We start from the raw sequence: 20,045 nt of genomic DNA, 5'->3' as shown, positions 1-20,045 counted from the left end.
CGTGGACAGCGTGTTACAGCGCTGGGCAGCGATCCGAACGCATATTGCTATGCGAGATGTCGGATTGCATGTTGACACGCTCTGCTGGGCGCTCTAGGTTCGTCGCAACGTGACCCCGGTCACGTCCCGGAGATCTCGCCGTCCTCGCCAGGGGGTCCGATGCAGAGCGACCAAGCCGCCGTCCGTGGCGTCCTCGGCGTGGCCGGGGTGGTGAGCCTGCTGCTCCTGTGGCAGCTGCTCGGCTCCGTCGACGTCGTGCCCCGCTCGTCACTGCCCGGCCCGTGGTCGGTGCTCGGCGCGCTGCCCACGATCCTCAGCGACCACGACTTCCTCGCCGGGGCCCTCGACAGCGCCCTGGCCACGGCGATCACGGTGCTGGTCGGCTCGCTGGTCGCGGTGGCGGTCGGCCTGGTGGCGAGCAGCTTCGCCTTCCTGCAGCGCCCGACGATGGTCGTGGTCAACACCTTCCGCTCGGTGCCGGCCACCGCCCTGATCCCGATCGGCGTGCTGATCTTCGGGCTCGGCATGGAGATGAAGGTCTCCATCGGGTTGTACGCCGTGGTCTGGCCGATCCTGATCAACACCATCTACGGCGTCGCCACCACCGAGCCGATGCGCCGCGACGTGGCCCGCTCGCTGCGTTGGGGATGGTGGCGCCAACAGGCGCTGGTCACCCTCCCGAGCGCGCTGCCCTCGATCCTCACCGGGGTCCGGGTCGCCGTCGGCATCGCGCTGGTCGTCGTCATCTCCACCGAGCTCCTCGGCGCGCGGTACGGCGTCGGCACGGTGCTCGTCCAGTACACGCAGGCCTCGCGTCCGGAGGTCGTGTACGCGGGCGTCCTGCTGCTCGGCACCGCCGGTGCGTTGCTGTTCTCCGGGCTGGTCCGGGCCGAGCGCCGGCTGGTGAGGTGGGTGCACCATGACTAGGACCCGGGCCGCCCTCCGGCGTACCGCCGCGAGCGCGGGGAGTCTGTGGCTGCTGGCCCTCGTGCTGGCGCTGTGGGAGATCTACGGACGGACCAGTGAGTCGCTCTTCGTGCCGCCGATCTCGCGGATCCTCGGGAACTTCGGCGATGTCTGGCTCGGCGGGCCGGCGTCTCAGCTCTTCCTCTCCGACCTGTTCTGGAGCGAGGTCACGACCAGCCTGTACCGCTTCGCGCGCGGCTGGGGGCTGGCCGTCGTGGTCGGGATCGCCGCCGGCGTCGTGCTCGGGCGCAGCCGCGTGATCGCGCAGATGTACGGCCCGGTGGTGCGGTTCTTCGCCGCGATCCCCAACACCGTGCTGCTTCCGGTCGCGGTGCAGATCTTCGGCGTGGCCAGCAGCATGAACGTCTTCCTGATCTTCCTCGGCAGCGTGTGGGTGGTCATGATCAACACCGCCGACGGCGTCGCCGGCGTCGACCCGATGTGGCTGCGCAGCGCCCGGAGCATGCGCGTCTCGCGCTGGACGCTGTATCGCCGCGTGATCATCCCGGCCGCGGCCCCGCAGATCCTCGCCGGGCTGCGGGTGAGCCTCGGCATCGGGCTGATCCTGATGGTGATCTCCGAGCTGTACGCCACCACCGAGGGCCTCGGCTTCCAGATCGTGGTCGCCCAGTCGAGCTTCCGCTACCTCGACATGTGGTCGGCCTTCGTCCTGATCGGCCTGATCGGGATCGTCCTCAACCTGGCCTTCGGCAAGGTCGAGACGCGACTGCTGCGCTGGCAGCGTCGTACCGGCCTCGACGCGCTGTGACCACCGACAGGGAGTGAACCGATGAACGTCGTCGTGGACCGAGTCCGCAAGTCCTACGGCCGTGGCGACGCGGCCAAGGAGGTGCTCACCGAGACCTCGCTGACCGTGCACGCGCGGGAGTTCGTCAGCATCGTCGGGCCCTCCGGCTGCGGCAAGTCGACCTTGCTCATGATGATGGCCGGGCTGCTCCGCCCCAGCAGCGGCGAGATCCGGCTCGGAGACGAGCCGGTCACCGGTCCGCCGGCCGGGCTGTCCGTCGTCTTCCAGGACTACAGCCGCTCGCTGTTCCCCTGGATGAGCGTGCGCCGCAATCTCACCACCGCGCTCAACGCCGCGCGGCTGAGCAAGAGCGAGCAGCGCTCCCGCGTCGAGCACGCGCTCGCGTCGGTCGGTCTCGACGGCAAGGGGGAGATGTATCCCTGGGAGATGTCCGGCGGCATGCAGCAGCGGGTCGCCATCGCCCGCGCCCTGGTCACCGAGCCGACCGTGATGCTGATGGACGAGCCGTTCGCCGCGGTCGACGCCCAGACCCGGGCCGACCTCGAGGACCTCGTCCTGCGGGTCCGGCACGAGTACGACGTCACCGTGGCTTTCGTGACCCACGACATCGACGAGTCGGTCTACATGGCCGACCGGATCGTCGTACTGGCGGCGAATCCGGGCCGGATCGTCGCCGACCTCACCGTCGACCTCCCCCGCCCGCGGGACCAGGTCGAGACGAAGCTGGACGCCCGCTTCGCCAAGCTCCGCAGCGAGGTGTTCCGCCTCGTGATGCGGCCCGACACCCCCTCTCACTGAAAGGCGCGCCATGAGTGCTCGTCCGTCATCCTCCCTGCGCCGACGGCTCTCCGTCGTCGCCGTCCTCGGCATCGCCGGCGCCGCCACCCTGTCGGCCTGTGGCTCCTCGGACGACGACGGCGGCGACGCCGGTGGAGGCACGCTGCGGGTGACCACCCTCGGCCTGTGCAACGAGGTCGTCTACTGGGCCCAGGAGAAGGGCCTGTTCGCCGACCACGGCGTCGAGGTGGAGCTGGTCAAGTCGACCGGCGGCGCCGCCGCCCTCACCGCCCTGCAGAGCGGCGACATCGACCTGGCCTTCGCCAACCCGTTCTCCACCATGCTCGCCATCGACCAGGGCCTCGACCTCAAGTGGATCGCCACGGCGTACGAGACCACCACCAACGAGGCCGACGCCGCCAACGCCATGGTCGTCGCGAAGGACGGCGGCGTCGCGAAGGCGGCCGACCTCGAGGGCAAGACCATCGGCGTCAACGAGGTCGGCGGGATCAACCAGATCATCTCGAGCCAGTGGATGAAGCTCAACGGCGGCGACCCCGGCACCGTCAAGTTCGTCGCCCTGCCGTTCAACGAGCTGGCTTCCGCGGTCGCCTCCGGCAAGGTCGCGGCCGCCCAGGTCCCCGCCCAGAACGTCGATCCCAAGCTCGGCCTGGTCAGCCTCGGTGACCCCTATGTCGCCGTCGGCGAGGGCGAGGGCCTGGTCTTCGCCGGGTACGTCGCGACCGGCAAGGAGGCGAAGGACAAGGAGAAGGAGCTCACGGCCTTCCAGGACGCCCTCATCGAGACCAACGCCGCGTTCAACGATCCGGCCAACGATGACGAGCGCTTCGCCATCGCCTCCGCCCAGTGCAAGCAGGATGCCGCCGTGCTCGAGACACTGCCCGAGAACATCTACGAGGCCAAGGTCGACACCGACGCGCTCGAGCGGATGGGCGCCATCCTGGTCGACCAGGGCCGGCTCGACGACCCGCCGGCGCCGGAGGACTTCGTGCCGTCGTTCGTCGAGACGAAGTAGGCGCCCCAGGGCCGACGGCAACGGCGGGGATCGGATGAGCCAGGCTCGTCCGATCCCCGCCGTTCCGCGGGATGGCGGTCCGTCAGCCCAACAGCTTGACCGCGACCGCCTTCTCGCGGGTGAACTCGTACATCCCCCGGTACCCGTTTCCCGACGAGAACCCGCTCTGCTTGGCCATGTTGAACGGCATCCCGATCACGCCGGCGTCGGAGAACTGGTTGACCGAGACCTGTCCGGCGCCGATCTCCCCGGCCATCCGCAGCGCGCGGGAGACGTCGCCGGTCCAGATGCAGGCGAGCAGGCCGAAGTCGGTGCCGTTGGCGAGAGCGAGGGCGTCCGCGTCGTCGGTGAAGGTCTCGACGGTCAGGACGGGGCCGAAGATCTCCTGGCCGACGATGGGCGCGGTGCGGTCGGTGACGGACAGCACCGTGGGGGCGAGGAAGCTGCCGTCCGCGTGGCCCGACGGGCGCCCGCCGCCGAGGAGCAGCTCGACGCCGTCGCCGAGGGCGGAGGAGACCAGGCCGCTGACCCGGGCGTGCTGGACGGCGTTGACCAGCGGGCCCATGTCGAGGTCCTCGTGCCAGGCACCGATGCGGACCTCGGCCATCGCGGCGACGACCCGCGAGCGCACGTCGTCGGCGACGTCGGCGTGCACCAGCAGGCGGGAGCCGGCGTTGCAGTTCTGGCCGGCGTTCTCGGTGATCGACCGCACGATCGCGGGGACGGCGACGTCCAGGTCCGCGTCCGCGAACACCAGGTTCGGCGACTTGCCGCCGAGCTCCACCTTGAGCGGCGTCAGGTTCTGGGCGGCGGCCTGCATGACGAGGCGGCCGGTGGCCACCGAGCCGACGAAGCTGATGTGGTCGACGCCGGGATGGCCGACCAGGGTGGCGCCGAGCTCGGCGCCCACGCCGGTGAGGACGTTGAGCACGCCGGGCGGGAGGCCGGCCTCCTCGCCGAGCTCGACCAGCGCGTGGATGACGAGCGGCGCGACCTCCGACGGCTTCAGCACGACGGTGTTCCCGGCGGCCAGGGCGGGGGCCAGGTTCGCCGCGCCCAGGACCGCGGGGACGTTCCAGGGCAGCACGATCGCGCAGACGCCGTGCGGCTCGCGGCGGGTGAAGCCGAAGTAGTCGGGTGACCGGGTGGGCAGGGTGGCGCCGGTCAGCTTGTCGGCCGCGCCGGCGGTGAACTGCAGGATCGAGCCGGCGATCTGGACGTTGAGGAGGCCGCCGGAGAGCGGCTTGCCGACGTCGCGGGCCTCGAGGGCGGCGAGCCGGTCCTGGTTCTGGAACACCAGTCCGGCCCAGCGGCCGAGGATCGCCCCGCGTTCGGAGGGTGAGGTGCGGGCCCAGTCGCGTGCGGCCGCGCGGGCGGCGGCGACCGCCCGGTCGACATCGGCGACCTCGCTGGCCGAGATCTGCCCGAACGCCTCGCCGGTGGCGGGGTCGACGGAGTCGAAGGAGGACTCGCGTTCGAGCCAGCTGCCGCCGATGAAGGTGCCGAGGTGGTCGCCGCTCGGAGCGGCCGTCGCGGGGGTCTTCCCATCGATGCTCACGACCTGATCGTCCGGCCCGCCGTTCACATTAGTCAAGATGATGTGTTGCATTGCGAGACGGGCTGGTGCATGCTGGCGCAGTCCCGGGGCTCGGCCGACAGGCACTCGGACCTAGGTCGGAACGACCCGCAAGTCACGCACTACTCGGATGGATCGAGGGCGGAGAAACATGCGAATCCAGAAGTTCTCAGCAGCCTGCATCGCGGTCGCGATGCTTGCGACCGCAGGCTGTGGCTCGTCGAGCGACGAGCCCAAGAAGAAGGGCTTCGACGGCCCCGACCCGTTCGCGGTCGCCCGCGGCGCGACCGTGGGTGAGCCCGGTACCGCCACCGCGGAGCAGTGGCTGGGCGAGGGCAGCATCCCGAAGGGCCAGCCGGACATGAACGGCGACGGCAAGGTGTCGATCGGCGTCATCACCTCGGGTGACACCAACGACGGCACCTACTACCAGAGCACCGCGGACGCGGTCGCCTACGCCGCCGAGCAGCACGACTGGAAGTACACGGTGCAGGGCCTGGTCCCGCTCACCCAGGCGGTCACCGCCGCGGAGAACCTGTGCCGCCAGCGGGTCGACCTGATCGTGATCGGCGACGCGCAGCTCGCCCAGGCCGTCACCGCCGCGTCCAACCCGCTGTGCAAGGACACCTTCTTCTACCTGCAGGGTGGCTACGGCTCACCGGAGCAGGACGCCACCTTCACCCAGTCCTACGACGTCGGCCTCGACTACGCCTACGTCGCCGGGGTCGCGATGGGTGCGTACATGAAGGCCAACGACATCAAGAAGACCGGCTTCCTCTCGGGGATCGCGGCGCCGTTCAACACCACCATCGGCAAGGTGTTCAAGGCCGGCGTGCAGGCGCAGGTCCCGGACGCCGAGGTCGTGGAGACCTATACCGGCGACCAGATCGACGTCGGCAAGGCGGTCGAGGGCTTCAACGCCCAGGTCTCGCAGGGCATCGGGGCCGTCTACCCGTACTTCGGCGCCCCGACGATCGCGGTCGCCAAGAAGGCCAAGGAGTCCGGCATCCCGGTGCTCGGCTCCCCGAAGACCTTCTGCGACTCGACCGACGGCGACTTCATCGGCGAGGTGGTCTTCGCCCCCGGCTACTACCTGGCCCCGATGCTCGACCTCTTCGCCGACGGCAAGCTCGAGCTGGGCGTGACCCGCAACTGGCGGCTGGGCGTCGACCCCGTCCCCGCGGTGCACGCGTGCGACGGCGCCGGCGACGGCAAGGACCCGATGAGCCAGGCCATCGACCAGGCGCTCGCCGACGTCAACGGCGGCAAGATCGACCTGTTCGGCCTGGCCGGCGCGTCCTGACCCGGCGATGACTGCTCGTTCTGGACCGGAGGTGGAGGCGGTGGCGCCGGCGCTCCGCATGGCCGGCATCACCAAGCACTTCAACGGGGTCCCGGCCTGCCTCGACGTCGACCTCGAGGTCGCGCCGGGGGAGATCCACGGGCTGCTCGGCCAGAACGGCGCCGGCAAGTCCACGCTGATGAACATCCTGCTCGGGCTGGTCCGCGCCGACCGCGGCGAGGTCAGCCTGGCGGGGACTCCGGCCACGATCCGCGATCCCAACGCGGCCCGCGATCTCGGCGTCCGGATGGTGCACCAGCACTACAGCCTCATTCCCACGCTGTCGGTCTGGGAGAACGTCGTGCTCAGCGGCGGCGGTCCGGTCGACCGGGTCCGCACCATGGCCCAGATCCAGGCGGTCAGCGAGCGGTTCGGCCTCGAGGTCTCGCCCCGCGCGATGGTCGGCGACCTGAGCGTCGGCGAGCAGCAGCGGGTCGAGCTGGTCACCTGCCTGATCGACCAGCCGCGGCTCCTCGTGCTCGACGAGCCGACGGCCGTGCTGACCCGGCAGGAGTCGCGCTCGCTGTTCACCATGCTGCGCGGGCTGGTCGAGCAGGGTGACTGCTCGGTCATCCTGATCAGCCACAACCTGGCCGAGATCACCGCGGTGGCGAACCGGGCCACGGTGATGCGGGGCGGCCGCGTCGTCTCCCGGGTGATCCCCGCGGAGACGCCCGTGGCCGACCTGGCCCGCCACATGATCGGCCGCGACCTGCCCGGTACGACCGACGTCGCCGCCGCGATCGGCGCCGCCCCGGTGCGGGTCGAGGAGGCGCCGGTGTCTGCGCCGCTCGCCGACGCGCCGCCGGTCCTCAGCATCGTGGGCGCCCGCACCCCGTCGTACGACGGCGCCCCGCCCGGTCTGGACGAGCTCGACCTGGAGCTGCGCGCCGGGGAGATCGTGGGCCTGGCCGGGGTCGAGGGCAACGGCCAGCAGTGGCTGTCCGGGCTGCTCGCGGGGTCGCTGTCCCTGCAGGGCGGCGAGCTCCGCGTGCACGGGCGGCGGATCCCCGTCGGGCGGCCGGGCTCGACCCGCAAGGCCGGCGTGGGCGTCGTACCGGAGGACCGGAAGACGTCGGGCTGCATCCTCGACATGTCGGTCGCCGACAACCTGGCCCTGGCCGGACTGCGCTCGCTCTCGCGGGCGGGCGTGGTCTCGCGTCGTCGGCTGCGCGGTCTGGCCGAGCGCTTGGTCGAGGAGTACGACATCGCGGTCGCGTCGGTCGACCAGCCGATGCGCTCGCTCTCGGGCGGCAACCAGCAGAAGGTGGTGCTGGCCCGGGAGCTCTCCGCGGCGCCGTCGGTGCTGGTGCTCGCCCAGCCCACCCGGGGACTGGACGTCGGTGCGGTCGCCGACCTGCACCAGCGGATGCGGGAGGCGGCGGCCTCGGGGGTCGCCGTCCTGCTCATCTCCTCGGACCTGAACGAGATCCTGCAGCTGTCCGACCGCATCGCCGTGATCTACCGGGGGCGGATCCAGGGGGAGCTGTCCCGCGCCGAGGCCGACCCGGAACGGCTCGGCCTGCTGATGGGAGGAGTGTCCGCATGAGCACCGAGGTCTCCGAGCCGACCGCGACGCAGGGCGGCCCGCCCGTCCCGCCGTCACCCACCGGTGCCGATGCCGCGACGGAGCGCTTGCTCGGCTCGCTCCGGTCGGGTGCCCGTCCGGCCGCCGAGCAGGTGCTCGCCTTCCTGGTGTTCCTCGCGCTCGGCATCAGCGTCGGCCTGCTGCTGGGCTGGGCCACCGGCCACGACCCGGGCGTGATCCTGCGCAACCTGTTCGAGGGCAGCATCGGCAGCACCATCTCGATCGGCTACCTGCTGACCGCCGCGGCCCCGCTGCTGCTCGTCGCCGTCGGCGCCGTGATCTGCATGCGGGCCGGGCAGTTCAACATCGGCCAGGAGGGTCAGGTCACCCTGGGCGCGATCGGCGCCGGGTTCGTGGTCTTCCATGTCGACGCGTCCGGCCCGCTGACCATCGTCCTCGGGTTCGTCGCCGCCGCGCTGGCCGGCGCGGCCTGGGCGCTGCTCGCCGCGCTGCTCAAGTTCACGCGCGGTGTCGACATCGTGGTCAGCTCGCTGCTGCTGGTGTTCCTCGCCGAGCAGCTGCTGACCGGGCTGATCTCCGGCGACGGCCCGCTCCACGACAAGGGCGACGCCGGCTCGCTCGGTGCCGGCACGGCATCGCAGTCGCCGCGGGTGCCGGAGAAGGCGATGCTGCCGACGATCCACGTGCTCGGGGTCGACGTGCCGTTCGCGTTCGTGCTGGCCCTGGTCGCCGCCGTCCTGGTCGCGTGGTTCCTGTCGTCGGCGCACGCCGGCTACCGGCTCCGGATCCTCGGCCAGAACCCCACCGTGGCGGGCACGATCGGCATCAGCGCGCCACGACTCGGCTCGCTCGCCGTCGCCGCCTCCGGTGCCTTCGCCGGCGCCGCGGGCGCGGCGATCCTGATGGGGCAGAGCTTCCAGCTCAACCCCGGCGTCTCCAGCTCCATCGGGTGGAGCGGCCTGCTCATCGCCCTCGCCGCGCGCACCAACGCAGGTGTCAGCGTCCTGCTCGCGCTCGTCTTCGGCGCGATGGTCGCGGGCGGCGGCCTGCTCGGCGGCGACGGCGTACCTGTCGACATCGTGAACGTCATCACCGCCGCGATCGTGGTCGCGCTGCTGTGTCCCCCCGTCCTGCTCGCGGCGCTGCGGCGCCGCCGGATCCGCCGCGCCGTGGAGGCCTGAGATGAACCTGACGACGGACCTCGAGACGATCCTGACCGCGTCGGTGCCGCTGACGGTGCCGCTGCTGTTCGCCGGGCTGGGGGAGTACGTCGCCCAGCGGGCCGGCACCTTCAACCTCTCCGTCGAGGGGATGATGCTCGGCTCCGCGTTCGCGGCGGCGTACGGCGCCTCCGCCTCGGGCTCGCCGATCGTCGGCCTGCTCTGCGGCGTGGCCGCGGCGCTCGTGGTCGCCTTCGTGCACGGCAACCTCAGCCACCGGCTGCAGCTCAACACCTATGTCGTGGGGCTCTCGCTCAACGTGCTGGTGCTCGGCGTGACCAACTACCTCCTGTCGACGACCGTGCTCGACATCCCCGCCGGCTCGGCGTGGCGGATCCCGCTGCTCTCCGAGCTGCCGGTCGTCGGCAAGGCGTTCTTCGTCCAGCCGTGGGTCGTCTACCTGCTGCTGCCCCTGCTCCTGCTGATCTGGTGGGTGCGCCGGCGGCGGTTCGGGCTCGAGCTGCGCGCCGCCGGCGACGACCCGGTCGCCGGCGACCTCACCGGCGTCGACGTCAACGCCCGTCGCCGCCAGGCGCTGCTCTTCTGCGGCTTCTGCGCCGGCCTGGGCGGCGCCTACCTGTCGGTCTTCCAGTCCGGCTCGTTCACCAGCGGCATGACCGCCGGCCGCGGCTACATCGTCATCGCGGCGGTCATCTTCGGCGGTTGGATGCTGCGCGGCGTCATCGGCGCCTGCTTCGTCTTCGGCGTCGCCCAGGGCCTGCAGCTCGCCCTCCCCGCGATCGGGTACTCCGTGTCGCCGCAGCTGCTCGCGGCCACGCCGTACCTGCTGGCGCTGGTGTCGCTCGCGCTCCTCGGGGCGCGGTCGAGGCGGCCGCTCGCGCTCGGTCAGCCGTTCGCGCCGGCGCGGTAGCGGGAGCCCCCGGCCGGGTTCGCGGTCGGTCCTGCGGGGCGGGCAGGCAGCGATGTAACACGCTGTCCACCCGACTACCTGGCGGTTGTCAGCGCCCTGAGGCCGTTTCGAGGGCGTTTTCTGCTGACGAGCGCCGCCTAGACGGGTGGACAGCGTGTTACATGCCGCGGCGGGCCGGCGGGCGCAGGTCCCGCGCCCCGCGCCACCCGCCACAACGGGGCCGCATCCGGGTGGATGCGGCCCCGTTGTCGGGTCGGGCGTCTGCTGCGCGATCAGTCGAAGAGCACGACCCCGCGCAGGTTGCGCCCGGCGTGCAGGTCGGCGTACCCCTGCCCGATCTCGTCGAGCGCGTAGGTCCGGGTCACGATCTCGTCGAGCTTGAGCGCGCCGGCGCGGTACATGTCGAGCAGCGCCGGGATGTCGGCGGTCGGGTTGCACTGGCCGAACAGCGAGCCCTGGAGCCGCTTCTGGTAGAGCGTGAGCTCGGTGAGGCTGATCGGGGCGCCGACGGCAGCGTTGTCGCCGAGGCCGGTGACGACGGCCGTGCCGCCCTTGCGGATGGCGGCGAAGGCCGCGCCGACGTGCTCGCCGGTGACGACGCCGACGGTCACGATCGCGGCGTCGGCGCCCTGGCCGTTGGTGTGCTCGCGGGCGATCTCGGCGGCCTCGTCCATCGTCGCGAAGGCGTGGGTCGCGCCGAAGCGCTTGGCCTCCTCGCGCTTGAAGTCGACGGGGTCGACGGCGATGACGGTGGTGGCGCCCGCGTGGACGGCACCTTGGACGGCGTTGATGCCGATGCCGCCGATGCCCATCACGATGACGACCTGGCCCGGGCGGACGGCGGCCGAGTTGACCGCCGCGCCCCAGCCGGTGGCGACGCCGCAGCCGACCAGGCAGGCCTTGTCGAGCGGCAGGTCCGGGTCGATGCGTACGACGGAGCGCGCGTCGACGGTGGTCGTCTCCAGGAAGGCGGAGACACCGCACATCTGGCCGACCGGGGCGCCGCCGTCGGCGAGGTGGACGCGCGGCACCTCGGGCGCCATCCACACCTTGCCGCCCTCGTCGCACAGGTTCTGCATCCCGCTGGCGCACCAGCGGCAGCGGCCGCAGGCGGGCAGGAACGAGAAGATCACGTGGTCGCCCTCGGCGAGGCCGGTGACCCCGCGGCCCACCTGGGTGACGACACCGGCGCCCTCGTGGCCGAGCGCGAAGGGGTAGATCGCGACGGGGGAGTCGCCGACCGCGATGTGGTCGTCGGAGTGGCACAGCCCGGCGGCGGCCAGGCGGACCTGGACCTCCCCCTCGGCCGGGTCGGCGACGTCGAGGTCGACCACCTCGTAGGGGCCGGGGGCGGTGCGGACGATGGCGCCTCTGGTTCGCATGTGCAGTGTCCTTCTCGGGTCCGTGCGCGTCTTTGTCCCGACCGTAAAGGACGTCGGGTCATTGCGCAATGCAAGACGTTGACTCACCTTGCGAGACGGCCTAGGCTCGCTCGAGAGTTGGCTCACACGGCAGAGGGACAGGTATGTCAACCTACGAGAAGTTCGACCACCATTCGGCCGAATGCCGCGACGACATCGTCGGCTACTACGCGGCCTTCCGCGACAAGTGCCCGGTCGGTCGGTCCGACGCCCACGAGAACGGCTACGTCTACCTCACCCGGTACGCCGACGTCTTCCACGTCGCGCGCAACGACGCGCTGTTCTCTTCCACCCGCGCGGCGGGCAACCTGGAGGGCACGGCCATCGTGATCCCGAGCGGTCCGTTCGGGGGCAACATGCAGCAGCCGCTCGAGCTGGACCCGCCGGACAACGTGGAGTACCGCCGGCTGCTCGACCTGATCCTCTCGCCCGCCGCGGTCGACGAGCTGCGCCCGATGATCGCGCGCCATGCCTCGCGGATCGTCGACGAGTTCATCGAGTCGGGCAGCGTCGACCTGGTCGAGGTGCTCACCAACCCGCTGCCCAGTGCCGTCACCCTCGACTGGATCGGCTTCCCCGAGGAGGACTGGATGCGGATCGGTCGCCCGATCCACGACGTCTTCACCTCCGAGCCCGGCAGCGAGCGGGCCCAGCGCGCCTACGAGGGCATGGCCTACATGGAGAAGCGCCTCGCCGAGCTGATCGCCGAGCGCCGCGCCCACCCGGGTGACGACGTGATCAGCCGGCTGATCGCCGAGCGCAAGGCCGACGGCTCGGAGTTCACCGACGCCGAGCTGTTCTCGGTCATCGGCATCGCCATCACCGGCGGCGTCGACACCACGACCTCGCTCACCGGCTCGGTCCTGGTCCACCTCGACGAGCATCCCGAGATGCGCCAGCAGCTCATCGACGCGCCCGACCTGCTGGTCGACGGCACCGACGAGTTCCTGCGTCGCTACGGCTCGGTCACCGCCATGTCCCGTACGACGACCACCGACACCGAGATCGGCGGCTGCCCGGTCAGGGCGGGCGAGCGGGTGCTGGTGCCGTGGTTCGCGGCCAACCACGACCCCGAGGTGTTCAGCGAGCCCCACGAGGTGCGCCTCGACCGCGACGCCAGTCGCCATCTCACCTTCGGCATCGGCACCCACCGCTGCCCGGGGGCGCACCTGGCGCGGGCGATGTTCCAGGAGATGATCCACCAGGTCCTCACCCGGCTGCCGGACTACAAGGTCGACCGCGCCGGCGTCGTCGGCTACGCCTCGCGGGGCAACCACATGGGCTGGGACGTCATCCCGGCGACCTTCACGCCCGGTCCGCGGGTGGGCGACCGGGTCGACCGGTTCCAGGGCGCCAGCCACGGCGCGGAGACCTACGACGTGGTCCTCGACGCCGTCGACGTGGTTGCCGACGACGTCGTCGCGATCACCGTGCGTGCCGCCGACGGCGGGACGCTGCCGCGCTGGCAGCCGGGCGCCCATCTCGAGGTGCGGCTGCCGTCCGGCCGGCTGCGGCAGTACTCGCTGTGCGGCGCCGACCCGGCGTCGTACCGGTTCGCGGTGCTGCGCGAGCGTGAAGGGCGCGGTGGCTCCGAGGAGCTGCACGAGATCGCGGTCGCCGGCCGCGAGCTCACCGTCCGCGGCCCACGCAACCACTTCCCGCTCGTGGACGCCGACGGCCACCTGCTCATCGCCGGCGGCATCGGCGTGACGCCGATCCTGGCGATGGCGCGGGACCTGTCGACGCGCGGCCGGCCCGCGCGGGTGCTCTACGGCGGCCGCTCGCGCGGCACCATGGCGTTCGCCGACGAGCTGAGCGCCCTGCCCGGCATCGAGGTGGACCTGGTGCCCCAGGACGAGCACGGCCTCCCCGACCTGCACGGCGCGATCGCGGCCACGCCCGCCGGCACCGCGATCTACTGCTGCGGCCCGGGCGCGATGATCGCCGAGGTGCAGCGGGTGTGCGACGAGCTCGGTCGCGGCCGTGACCTCCACGTGGAGCGCTTCGCCGCCAGCGACGAGATGGAGGCTCGGCTCACCTCCACCGAGGGCAACGTGCCCTTCGAGGTCGAGCTGCGTCGTACCGGCGTCACTGTCGACGTTCCGGTCGACAAGCGGCTGATCGAGGTGATCCGGGAGGCCGTGCCCGGCATCGCCTACGACTGCGAGAAGGGCTTCTGCGGCTCGTGCGAGACGCGGGTGCTCGAGGGCGCCCCCGACCATCGCGACGAGGTGCTCAGCGAGGCCGAGCAGGCCACCGGCCGCTCCATGATGATCTGCGTCAGCAGGTCCTGCACCCCCAAGCTGGTCCTCGACCTGTAGTCCTGTCGCGTTCGTCGAACACCCGGTGCCGCCGTCGCGGTGCCGGGTGTTCGTGCTGCCCGGAATCCCTGTCCGCAGGCGGGTTCTGAGCCTTCGCCCGGGCGTGGCGAGCGCTCGTGCCATCTCGGCTGCGTATCGCTTGACATGATGCCGTCTCGCAATAAAAGATGACCAACATGCACGCGGTGACCACCGAACACGGGATCGGCCGAGTCGAGGGCGACCAGATCGCCCTCCTCGCCAGCCCGTACCCCGACCTCGGCGCGGTCGTCGAGGCGACCGGCTCGCTCGCCTGCCTCGACGGCTGCGCCGAGACCCGACGCGTCCCCGCCGCCGGCACCCGGCTGCTCGCGCCGCTCGGCCGACCGCGGGCGATGTGGGGGGTGGGGCTCAACTACCGCTCCAAGGCGGCCCAGGCCGGACGGGACCTGCCGACCGAGCCGATCCTCTACCTGGCGGCGTCCTCGGCGCTGCTCTCGCCCGACGCCGAGGTGCCCTTCCCGGCGGGCGCGACCGAGCAGCTCGACTACGAGGGCGAGATCGCCGTCGTCATCGGCCGCCGGCTGCACCGCGCGGCCCCGGACGACGTGTGGCCCGCGGTCGCCGGCATCACCGCCGCCAACGACATGACCGCGCGCGACGTGATGAAGCGGACGGCGACACCCACGCTGGCGAAGAGCTTCCCGGGGTGCAACCCGCTCGGGCCCTCGGTCTGCACGCCCGACGAGCTCGCCGACGCCGACGCGATCCCGGTGCGCACGTGGGTCAACGACGAGCTGCGCCAGGACGACTCCAGCGCCGGGATGATCTTCACCATCCCCGACCTGGTCTCCCGGATCTCCTGGTACGCCGCGCTCGAGCCGGGCGACGTCGTCCTCACCGGCACCCCGGCCGGCACCGGCCAGGACCTCGGCCGCTTCCTCGCCCCGGGCGACCGGATCCGGATCGAGGTCGGTCCGGTGCTGCCTCTTGTCACCACCGTCGGCGATCCGTCCTGATCGCCCTCCCGACCCCGACCCGACTCTCTAGGAGCCAGCAGCATGTCCGAACAGCAGCGATATGACCTCGTCCTCCGCGGCGGCACCGTCCTCGACCCCGCCTCCGGGCTCGACGCGGTCAGCGACGTCGCGATCAGCGGCGGCACCATCGCCGCGATCGGCCCGGACCTCGTCACCGACGGCGCGCAGGTCGTCGACTGCGGCGGCTCCACGGTGGTGCCCGGCCTGGTCGAGGGGCACAGCCACATCTTCCAGCACGTCTCGAAGGTCGGTGCCCCCGCCGACGAGGCCCACCTGCGGCGCGGCGTGGTCGCGGTCGCCGACGCCGGGACGGCGGGCGCCTCGACGTTCGACGCCTTCCGCAAGGTCGTCGTCGACGGCAACGCGATCCGGGTCGTCAACTTCCTCAACGTCTCGGTCCTGGGCCTGATCGACTTCCGCTTCGGCGAGCTGCTCAACCCCGACACCCTCGTCGTCGACGACGCGCTGGCGACCGCGGCCGCCCACCCCGACATCGTGCGCGGCTTCAAGATCCGGCTCTCCGAGGACGTCGTCGGCCACCACTGGCAGGCGCTGCTCAAGAAGTCGGTCAGCCTCGCCGAGCAGGCCGGGTTGCCGCTGATGGTCCACATCGGCGAGACCGAGGAGCCGGTGCCGGCCGTCCTCGACTACCTGCGCGCCGGCGACATCGTCGCCCACTGCTACACCGGCAAGCCGCACGGCATCCTCGCCGACGACGGCACCGTTCTCCCCGGCGTGATGGCGGCGCGCGAGCGGGGCGTGCTCTTCGACTCCGCCCACGGCAAGAGCAACCTGTCCTTCGAGATCGCCCGCCGCGCGATCGCCGACGGCTTCCTGCCCGACATCCTCAGTTCCGACACCAGCGCCCGGAACTGGCGCGGCCCGGTCTTCGACCTGGTCACCAGCATCTCCAAGCTGCGCGCGCTCGGCGCCCCGCTCGACGAGTGCATCCGCCGCGCCACCGTGGTGCCGGCGCAGGTGCTCGGTCTCGAGTCCGAGGGCTACGGCCGGCTCGAGGTCGGTGGCCGCGCCAACGTCACCGTGCTCACCGAGACCAGCGAGGTCACCCTCCCCGACGCCGCCGGCAACAGCATCGTCGCGCCGCGGCTCGAGCCCACCACCGTCGTCCACGACGGCGTCCTCGTCGAGACCACCCCCTGGCGAGGTGGCGACGCGGCGTGAGCACCGTCCACCAGCTGCGACGGCGGGTCCGCGAGGCACTGAGGAACGGGCGCCGCCAGGTCGGCACCTTCCTCAAGCTGCCCTCACCGGACGTCGTCGAACTGGCCGGTGCCGCCGGGCTGGACCTCGTGGTCGTCGACCTCGAGCACTCCACGCTCACCGAGCGCGACGCGATCGACCTGGTCCGCCACGCCGACCGGTGCGAGCTGCCCGCACTGGTGCGGCTGCCGCGCGTCGACCCGGCGCTCGTCGTACGGCTGCTGGAGAACGGCGCCGCCGGCTTCCAGCTCTCCACCCTGCGCTCGGCGGCCGAGGCGCGATCGCTGCGGGAGGCCTGCCGGTTCGCGCCGTCGGGCACCCGCTCGGTCAGCCTCGCCAACCGGGTGGCGGGCTTCGGCTCGGTGCCGCTGGGCGAGGTGCTGCACCTCGAGGACACGGACCCGCCGCTGCTCGTCGGTCAGATCGAGACGCGGGTCGAGGAGCCCCTGGCGGAGGTGGTCCGGGGTCTCGACGTCGCCTTCGTCGGCACGACCGACCTCGCCGTCAGCCTCGGCCTGCCCGCGCCGGCCGAGCTCGCCGCCGCGGTGGCGGCCGTGGCGAGTGCCGCGGTGGCGGCCGACGTCGCCTTCGGCGGCTGGGCCCCCGGCCTCGCCGACCTCGACCGCCTCGGGCTCGGCGACGCGTCCTACGCGCTCGTCGGCTCCGACCTGCAGCTGCTCGCCCACGGCCTGCGGGCCGTCGTACATCAGGAGGAAGCGTGACCGCGCTCAACCCCTCGCTCTTCGGCAAGGTCGTCAACTGGGACGACCTGCCCCAGCGCGAGATCCGCCCCGGCGTCCGGCGCCGGATCTTCGCCACCGACGAGGTGCTCATCGCCCACCACGAGCTCGAGGTGGGGATGACCCTCAACCCGCACGTGCACGAGGACTTCGACCAGCTGGTGTTCATCGCCTCCGGCCGCTGCCGCTACCACGTCGCCGGGGTGCCGCACGAGATGGGACCCGGGTCGTTCCTGCTCGTCCCGCGCGGCGCCGAGCACTACGTCGAGCCGACCGAGGGGCCGTGCGTGAACATCGACTACTTCGTGCCGCCGCGGGCGGATCTGCTGGCGGAGGTGGAGTTGCCGGGGTGAGTGCGCGGGGGTGCAGGAATCGCCGGTCGACCGGCGATTCCGACGCTTGTCGGGCGTTGCAACGGCCGACAAGTGACAGTTTTGCCCGTCAAGTGTGTGACGCCCGGGGCTGGTGGGATCAGCCGGGACGCCGGGGGAGCAGCGCCCGGACCGACCGCGCCCGAACCGCACCGGCCCACAGCCCCGCTCCGTAGGCGAGGTCGTCGAGCCGCCTGGCCACCAGGGCGTACGGCGCGCCGGGGTGCTCGCGCCGCGCCACGACCGCGTCGACGACCAGGGCCGAGAGCACCATCCGGCGCACCGTGCGGCTGGGGAGGGCGAGGGCGGTGAGCGGCCACCAGTGCCGCAGCAGCAGGGCAGCCTCCTGGCGCACCGACCACCCGAACCCGCGCGCCACCAACCCCGCGGCCGTACGCCGACGCCCCGGGTGGGCGGGGAGCCGGCGGTTCACGGACACCACCCCCACGGCCAGGCCGACCGCCACGACCGGTGCTGACCAGCGGCGGCGCGTGAGTGCGGCCGCTCCCGCCAGCGCCATCGGCACGGACAGCACCGCCGGGGCGACGGCGGAGCCGTGGCGTGCGGCGAGGGGGGCGCCGCCGGTGCCGTAGACGAACTTCCGGCCCAGCCAGCCGCCCAGGCCCGCCCGGACGTCGTGGCCGGCGATCTCCTCGGGTGCGTACCGGACGACCCCGCCCGCGGCGACGGTGCGCCAGACCAGGTCGACGTCCTCGCCGACCCGCATGGCGTCGTTGAAGCCGGGGCGGATCGCGGCGGCTCTCGCCACCAAGCAAGCGCTCGGCAGCCAGCCGACGGCAGCGCCCGGTCGGACCGAGCAGGCGCGGGTGCCGAGGGTGAGGGAGGAGGCGTGCTCGTCGTAGCGCTGGAACCAGCGCGGCCGGGCGGTGCGGACCCGGCCGACGATCCGGGGGCCGACCAGTGCGACCGTGGGGTCGGCGAAGTGCCGGGCCAGGCGCCTGAGCGTGCCGGCGTCGACCGTCACGTCGGAGTCCACGAACGCGACGTAGGGCGTGCGAACCTGCGCCAGTCCGGCGTTCCTGGCTCCGGCGGGACCGACGTTGACCGACAGCGCCACCACCGTGGCGCCGTGGGCGGCGGCGACCCGGGCGACGGCCGCCGGGTCGTGGGAGGCGTCGTCGACGACGATCGTCGTGAGGGGGGTGAGGGCGGCGAGGGCACGGTCGAGCTGCTCGGCCCGGTCGCGCACCGGTACGAGGACCGTGAGCAGGTCCGCGGCCGGACCCGGCCCGGCGAGCTCGGGGTCGGCCAGGTTGCCGTCGAGCAGTCGTCGGGCCACCAGAGCGCTTGCTTGGTCACAGACCCGCAGCCGGTCGCCGTCGAGCAGGGCCCGCGCCCGAGGGGTGAGGCGAAGGGCGCGCAGCGGCGAGCCGCCGAGGAGCAGGTCGTCGGTGCGGGTCACGTCGGCGCGCAGACGCACGGTGAACCCGTCGGGCAGGGTCACGGCGAGAACCCGCCGTCGGCGCGGACGACGGAGCCGTTGAGCGCGGCGGCCTCGGGACCGCAGCAGAACGCGATCGTGGCGGCGATCTCGTCCGGGTCGAGGAGTCGGCGCAGCAGCTGGTTCTCGGCGAAGCCCTCGACGTCGGAGAGACCGTAGAGCTCGGCCGTCGCGGAGAGCATCGGGGTGCGGGTGGAGCCGGGGGAGACCGCGCAGGCCGTGACTCCGGTGCCGACCAGGTCGGCGGCGAGGCCCTTCACCAGGCCGACGACGGCGTGCTTGGCGGCGTTGTAGGCCGCGAGATGGTGCAGGCCGTGGTGGCCGGCCGCCGAGGCGACCGCCACGAAGCGGCAGCCCGCCGGGTCGGGGCCGGCCAGCATGGCGGGCACGGCGACGGCGGCGGTGTGCCACACGCCCTTCACGTCGACGTCCCAGAGCAGGTCGAGATCGGCCTCGGGCGTCTCCCACAGCGGCCGGCCGCCGGCGATGACAGCCGCCGCGGCGACCGCCGCGTCGAGCCGCCCCCACCGGTCGAGGGCGCGGTCGACGGCCGCCGCGAGGGCCGCCCGGTCGCGGACGTCGGCGACCTGGCCGAGCACTCCGTCGGCGTCCGGCACCGGCAGCTCGTCGACGGCGAGCACCCGGTCCCCGCGCGCGAGAAGTGCCCGGACCGTGGCCGCACCGATCCCGCGCGCCGCGCCGGTGACGAGGACGACCCGGCTCATCGGCGTACCGCCCGGACGACGTCGACCGTCATCGCGGCCAGTACCGCCGCGCCCTCCGCGGCCGTGGCGCCGGCCGGGTCGCCGAGCACGCCGTTGGGGGAGACCGCCTTCACGCCGCCGGCCAGCATCAGCGGCAGCAGCTCGGCGAGACTGCCGGTGTTGCCTGCCTCGGCCCGGTCGAGCCGCACCGTGGCCGGCGCCAGGTGCAGCATCAGCGAGGTCTCGGTGCGGCCGGCGTGCAGGTCGACGTCCTCGGTCGCGCAGGCCACCCAGGACACGTCGTGTCCCTCGGCGACGAGCTGCTCGACCGCGGCCCGCAGCGCCGTCAGGTTGCCGCCGTGGCCGTTGACGAGGACCACCCGGGCGGCCCAGGTCCGCATCGACCGGGTCAGCTCGACGACGACCTGGTGGAGTGCGTCGGTGCCGATCGAGCTGGTGCCGGCGAAGTCCTGGTGCTCCCCGCTGGATCCGTACGACAGTGCCGGCGCCACCAGCACGGAGGGCCCCAGCTCCTCGGCGGCCCGGGTCGCGACGGCGCTCGCGATGACCGTGTCGGTGTCGAGCGGCAGGTGCGGCCCGTGCTGCTCGATCGAGCCGACCGGCACGAGCACGGTCGGCCCGGCCGGGAGGCTCGGGGAGGTGGCGGCCGCGAGGCTCAT

18 protein-coding genes are annotated in these 20,045 nt (G+C 72.5%); 13 read left to right on the top strand and 5 right to left on the bottom strand.

The genetic code is table 11. From position 1 onward, the window contains the following. Positions 1-159 precede the first annotated feature (159 nt). Genes JOD66_RS09895 through JOD66_RS09880 form a run of 4 tightly spaced genes read left to right on the top strand, consistent with a single transcriptional unit; the run spans position 160 to position 3,548 of the window. Positions 160-927, top strand: coding sequence for an ABC transporter permease (locus tag JOD66_RS09895; RefSeq protein ID WP_204836705.1), 768 nt, complete (start codon positions 160-162; stop codon positions 925-927). Continuing rightward, positions 920-1,735, top strand: coding sequence for an ABC transporter permease (locus JOD66_RS09890; RefSeq protein ID WP_204836704.1), 816 nt, complete (start codon positions 920-922; stop codon positions 1,733-1,735). The genes JOD66_RS09895 and JOD66_RS09890 overlap by 8 nt, the downstream gene beginning before the upstream one ends. Positions 1,736-1,756: 21 nt before the next feature. Next, positions 1,757-2,533 carry an ABC transporter ATP-binding protein gene (locus JOD66_RS09885; RefSeq protein WP_204836703.1) on the top strand — a complete coding sequence of 259 codons (777 nt, stop codon included), beginning with the start codon at positions 1,757-1,759 and terminating at the stop codon, positions 2,531-2,533. Positions 2,534-2,543: 10 nt separating this feature from the next. Beyond that, positions 2,544-3,548, top strand: coding sequence for an ABC transporter substrate-binding protein (locus JOD66_RS09880; RefSeq protein WP_204836702.1), 1,005 nt, complete (start codon positions 2,544-2,546; stop codon positions 3,546-3,548). A gap of 82 nt (positions 3,549-3,630) precedes the next feature. Here JOD66_RS09880 and JOD66_RS09875 read toward each other — a convergent pair whose 3' ends face one another. After that, a complete protein-coding gene (locus JOD66_RS09875) occupies positions 3,631-5,106 on the bottom strand; it encodes an aldehyde dehydrogenase family protein (RefSeq protein WP_204836701.1) in 1,476 nt (491 codons plus the stop codon). 211 nt (positions 5,107-5,317) lie between these two features. Between JOD66_RS09875 and JOD66_RS09870 the strand changes: the two genes are divergently transcribed. Genes JOD66_RS09870 through JOD66_RS09855 form a run of 4 tightly spaced genes read left to right on the top strand, consistent with a single transcriptional unit; the run spans position 5,318 to position 10,106 of the window. Further along, positions 5,318-6,427, top strand: a complete 1,110-nt coding sequence (locus JOD66_RS09870; protein WP_204836700.1) for a BMP family ABC transporter substrate-binding protein — start codon at positions 5,318-5,320, stop codon at positions 6,425-6,427. Positions 6,428-6,467: 40 nt separating this feature from the next. Continuing rightward, complete coding sequence (locus JOD66_RS09865) at positions 6,468-8,015, top strand: ABC transporter ATP-binding protein (protein WP_204836699.1); 1,548 nt, start codon at positions 6,468-6,470, stop codon at positions 8,013-8,015. Next, positions 8,012-9,196: an ABC transporter permease subunit gene (locus JOD66_RS09860; RefSeq protein ID WP_204836698.1), complete on the top strand. Its 1,185-nt coding sequence runs from the start codon at positions 8,012-8,014 to the stop codon at positions 9,194-9,196. Before JOD66_RS09865 ends, JOD66_RS09860 begins: the two co-directional genes overlap by 4 nt. 1 nt (position 9,197) lies before the next feature. Continuing rightward, positions 9,198-10,106, top strand: coding sequence for an ABC transporter permease (locus JOD66_RS09855; protein WP_204836697.1), 909 nt, complete (start codon positions 9,198-9,200; stop codon positions 10,104-10,106). 272 nt (positions 10,107-10,378) lie between these two features. On the opposite strand, the gene JOD66_RS09850 is transcribed toward JOD66_RS09855, so the two are convergent. Next, complete coding sequence (locus JOD66_RS09850) at positions 10,379-11,488, bottom strand: NDMA-dependent alcohol dehydrogenase (RefSeq protein ID WP_204836696.1); 1,110 nt, start codon at positions 11,486-11,488, stop codon at positions 10,379-10,381. A 143-nt stretch (positions 11,489-11,631) separates the two neighbouring features. Here JOD66_RS09850 and JOD66_RS09845 point away from each other — a divergent pair, with 143 nt between their 5' ends. From JOD66_RS09845 to JOD66_RS28315, 5 genes are all read left to right on the top strand, one after another. After that, positions 11,632-13,848: a cytochrome P450/oxidoreductase gene (locus tag JOD66_RS09845; protein WP_204836695.1), complete on the top strand. Its 2,217-nt coding sequence runs from the start codon at positions 11,632-11,634 to the stop codon at positions 13,846-13,848. Between the two features lie 185 nt (positions 13,849-14,033). Further along, positions 14,034-14,846, top strand: a complete 813-nt coding sequence (locus tag JOD66_RS09840) for a fumarylacetoacetate hydrolase family protein (protein WP_204836694.1) — start codon at positions 14,034-14,036, stop codon at positions 14,844-14,846. 42 nt (positions 14,847-14,888) lie between these two features. Further along, positions 14,889-16,049, top strand: a complete 1,161-nt coding sequence (locus JOD66_RS09835; RefSeq protein ID WP_204836693.1) for an amidohydrolase family protein — start codon at positions 14,889-14,891, stop codon at positions 16,047-16,049. Then, positions 16,046-16,810 carry an HpcH/HpaI aldolase family protein gene (locus JOD66_RS09830; RefSeq protein WP_204836692.1) on the top strand — a complete coding sequence of 255 codons (765 nt, stop codon included), beginning with the start codon at positions 16,046-16,048 and terminating at the stop codon, positions 16,808-16,810. Before JOD66_RS09835 ends, JOD66_RS09830 begins: the two co-directional genes overlap by 4 nt. Next, positions 16,807-17,181, top strand: a complete 375-nt coding sequence (locus tag JOD66_RS28315) for a cupin domain-containing protein (protein ID WP_204836691.1) — start codon at positions 16,807-16,809, stop codon at positions 17,179-17,181. The genes JOD66_RS09830 and JOD66_RS28315 overlap by 4 nt, the downstream gene beginning before the upstream one ends. Positions 17,182-17,299: 118 nt before the next feature. Here the strand turns inward: JOD66_RS28315 and mftF are convergent, their stop codons facing one another. Genes mftF through mftE form a run of 3 tightly spaced genes read right to left on the bottom strand, consistent with a single transcriptional unit; the run spans position 17,300 to position 20,045 of the window. Beyond that, positions 17,300-18,664, bottom strand: a complete 1,365-nt coding sequence (gene mftF, locus JOD66_RS09820; RefSeq protein WP_204836690.1) for a mycofactocin biosynthesis glycosyltransferase MftF — start codon at positions 18,662-18,664, stop codon at positions 17,300-17,302. Then, a complete protein-coding gene (locus JOD66_RS09815) occupies positions 18,661-19,386 on the bottom strand; it encodes a mycofactocin-coupled SDR family oxidoreductase (RefSeq protein ID WP_204836689.1) in 726 nt (241 codons plus the stop codon). Before JOD66_RS09815 ends, mftF begins: the two co-directional genes overlap by 4 nt. Further along, on the bottom strand, positions 19,383-20,045 hold the full coding sequence (gene mftE / locus JOD66_RS09810; protein ID WP_204836688.1) for a mycofactocin biosynthesis peptidyl-dipeptidase MftE: 663 nt from the start codon (positions 20,043-20,045) through the stop codon (positions 19,383-19,385). The genes JOD66_RS09815 and mftE overlap by 4 nt, the downstream gene beginning before the upstream one ends.

It is taken from the genome of Nocardioides nitrophenolicus (assembly GCF_016907515.1).
Taxonomy (GTDB): domain Bacteria; phylum Actinomycetota; class Actinomycetes; order Propionibacteriales; family Nocardioidaceae; genus Nocardioides; species Nocardioides nitrophenolicus.
This window is presented reverse-complemented; position numbering and strand designations above follow the sequence as displayed.

Coding starts and splice junctions, on each gene's coding strand:
- JOD66_RS09880 (WP_204836702.1), top strand. CDS start 2,544: ATGAGTGCTCGTCCGTCATCCTCCCTGCGCCGACGGCTCTCCGTCGTC.
- JOD66_RS09885 (WP_204836703.1), top strand. CDS start 1,757: ATGAACGTCGTCGTGGACCGAGTCCGCAAGTCCTACGGCCGTGGCGAC.
- JOD66_RS09835 (WP_204836693.1), top strand. CDS start 14,889: ATGTCCGAACAGCAGCGATATGACCTCGTCCTCCGCGGCGGCACCGTC.
- JOD66_RS09860 (WP_204836698.1), top strand. CDS start 8,012: ATGAGCACCGAGGTCTCCGAGCCGACCGCGACGCAGGGCGGCCCGCCC.
- JOD66_RS09815 (WP_204836689.1), bottom strand. CDS start 19,386: ATGAGCCGGGTCGTCCTCGTCACCGGCGCGGCGCGCGGGATCGGTGCG.
- JOD66_RS09855 (WP_204836697.1), top strand. CDS start 9,198: ATGAACCTGACGACGGACCTCGAGACGATCCTGACCGCGTCGGTGCCG.
- JOD66_RS09870 (WP_204836700.1), top strand. CDS start 5,318: ATGCTTGCGACCGCAGGCTGTGGCTCGTCGAGCGACGAGCCCAAGAAG.
- JOD66_RS09895 (WP_204836705.1), top strand. CDS start 160: ATGCAGAGCGACCAAGCCGCCGTCCGTGGCGTCCTCGGCGTGGCCGGG.
- JOD66_RS09890 (WP_204836704.1), top strand. CDS start 920: ATGACTAGGACCCGGGCCGCCCTCCGGCGTACCGCCGCGAGCGCGGGG.
- mftE (WP_204836688.1), bottom strand. CDS start 20,045: ATGAGCCTCGCGGCCGCCACCTCCCCGAGCCTCCCGGCCGGGCCGACC.
- JOD66_RS09850 (WP_204836696.1), bottom strand. CDS start 11,488: ATGCGAACCAGAGGCGCCATCGTCCGCACCGCCCCCGGCCCCTACGAG.
- JOD66_RS09845 (WP_204836695.1), top strand. CDS start 11,632: ATGTCAACCTACGAGAAGTTCGACCACCATTCGGCCGAATGCCGCGAC.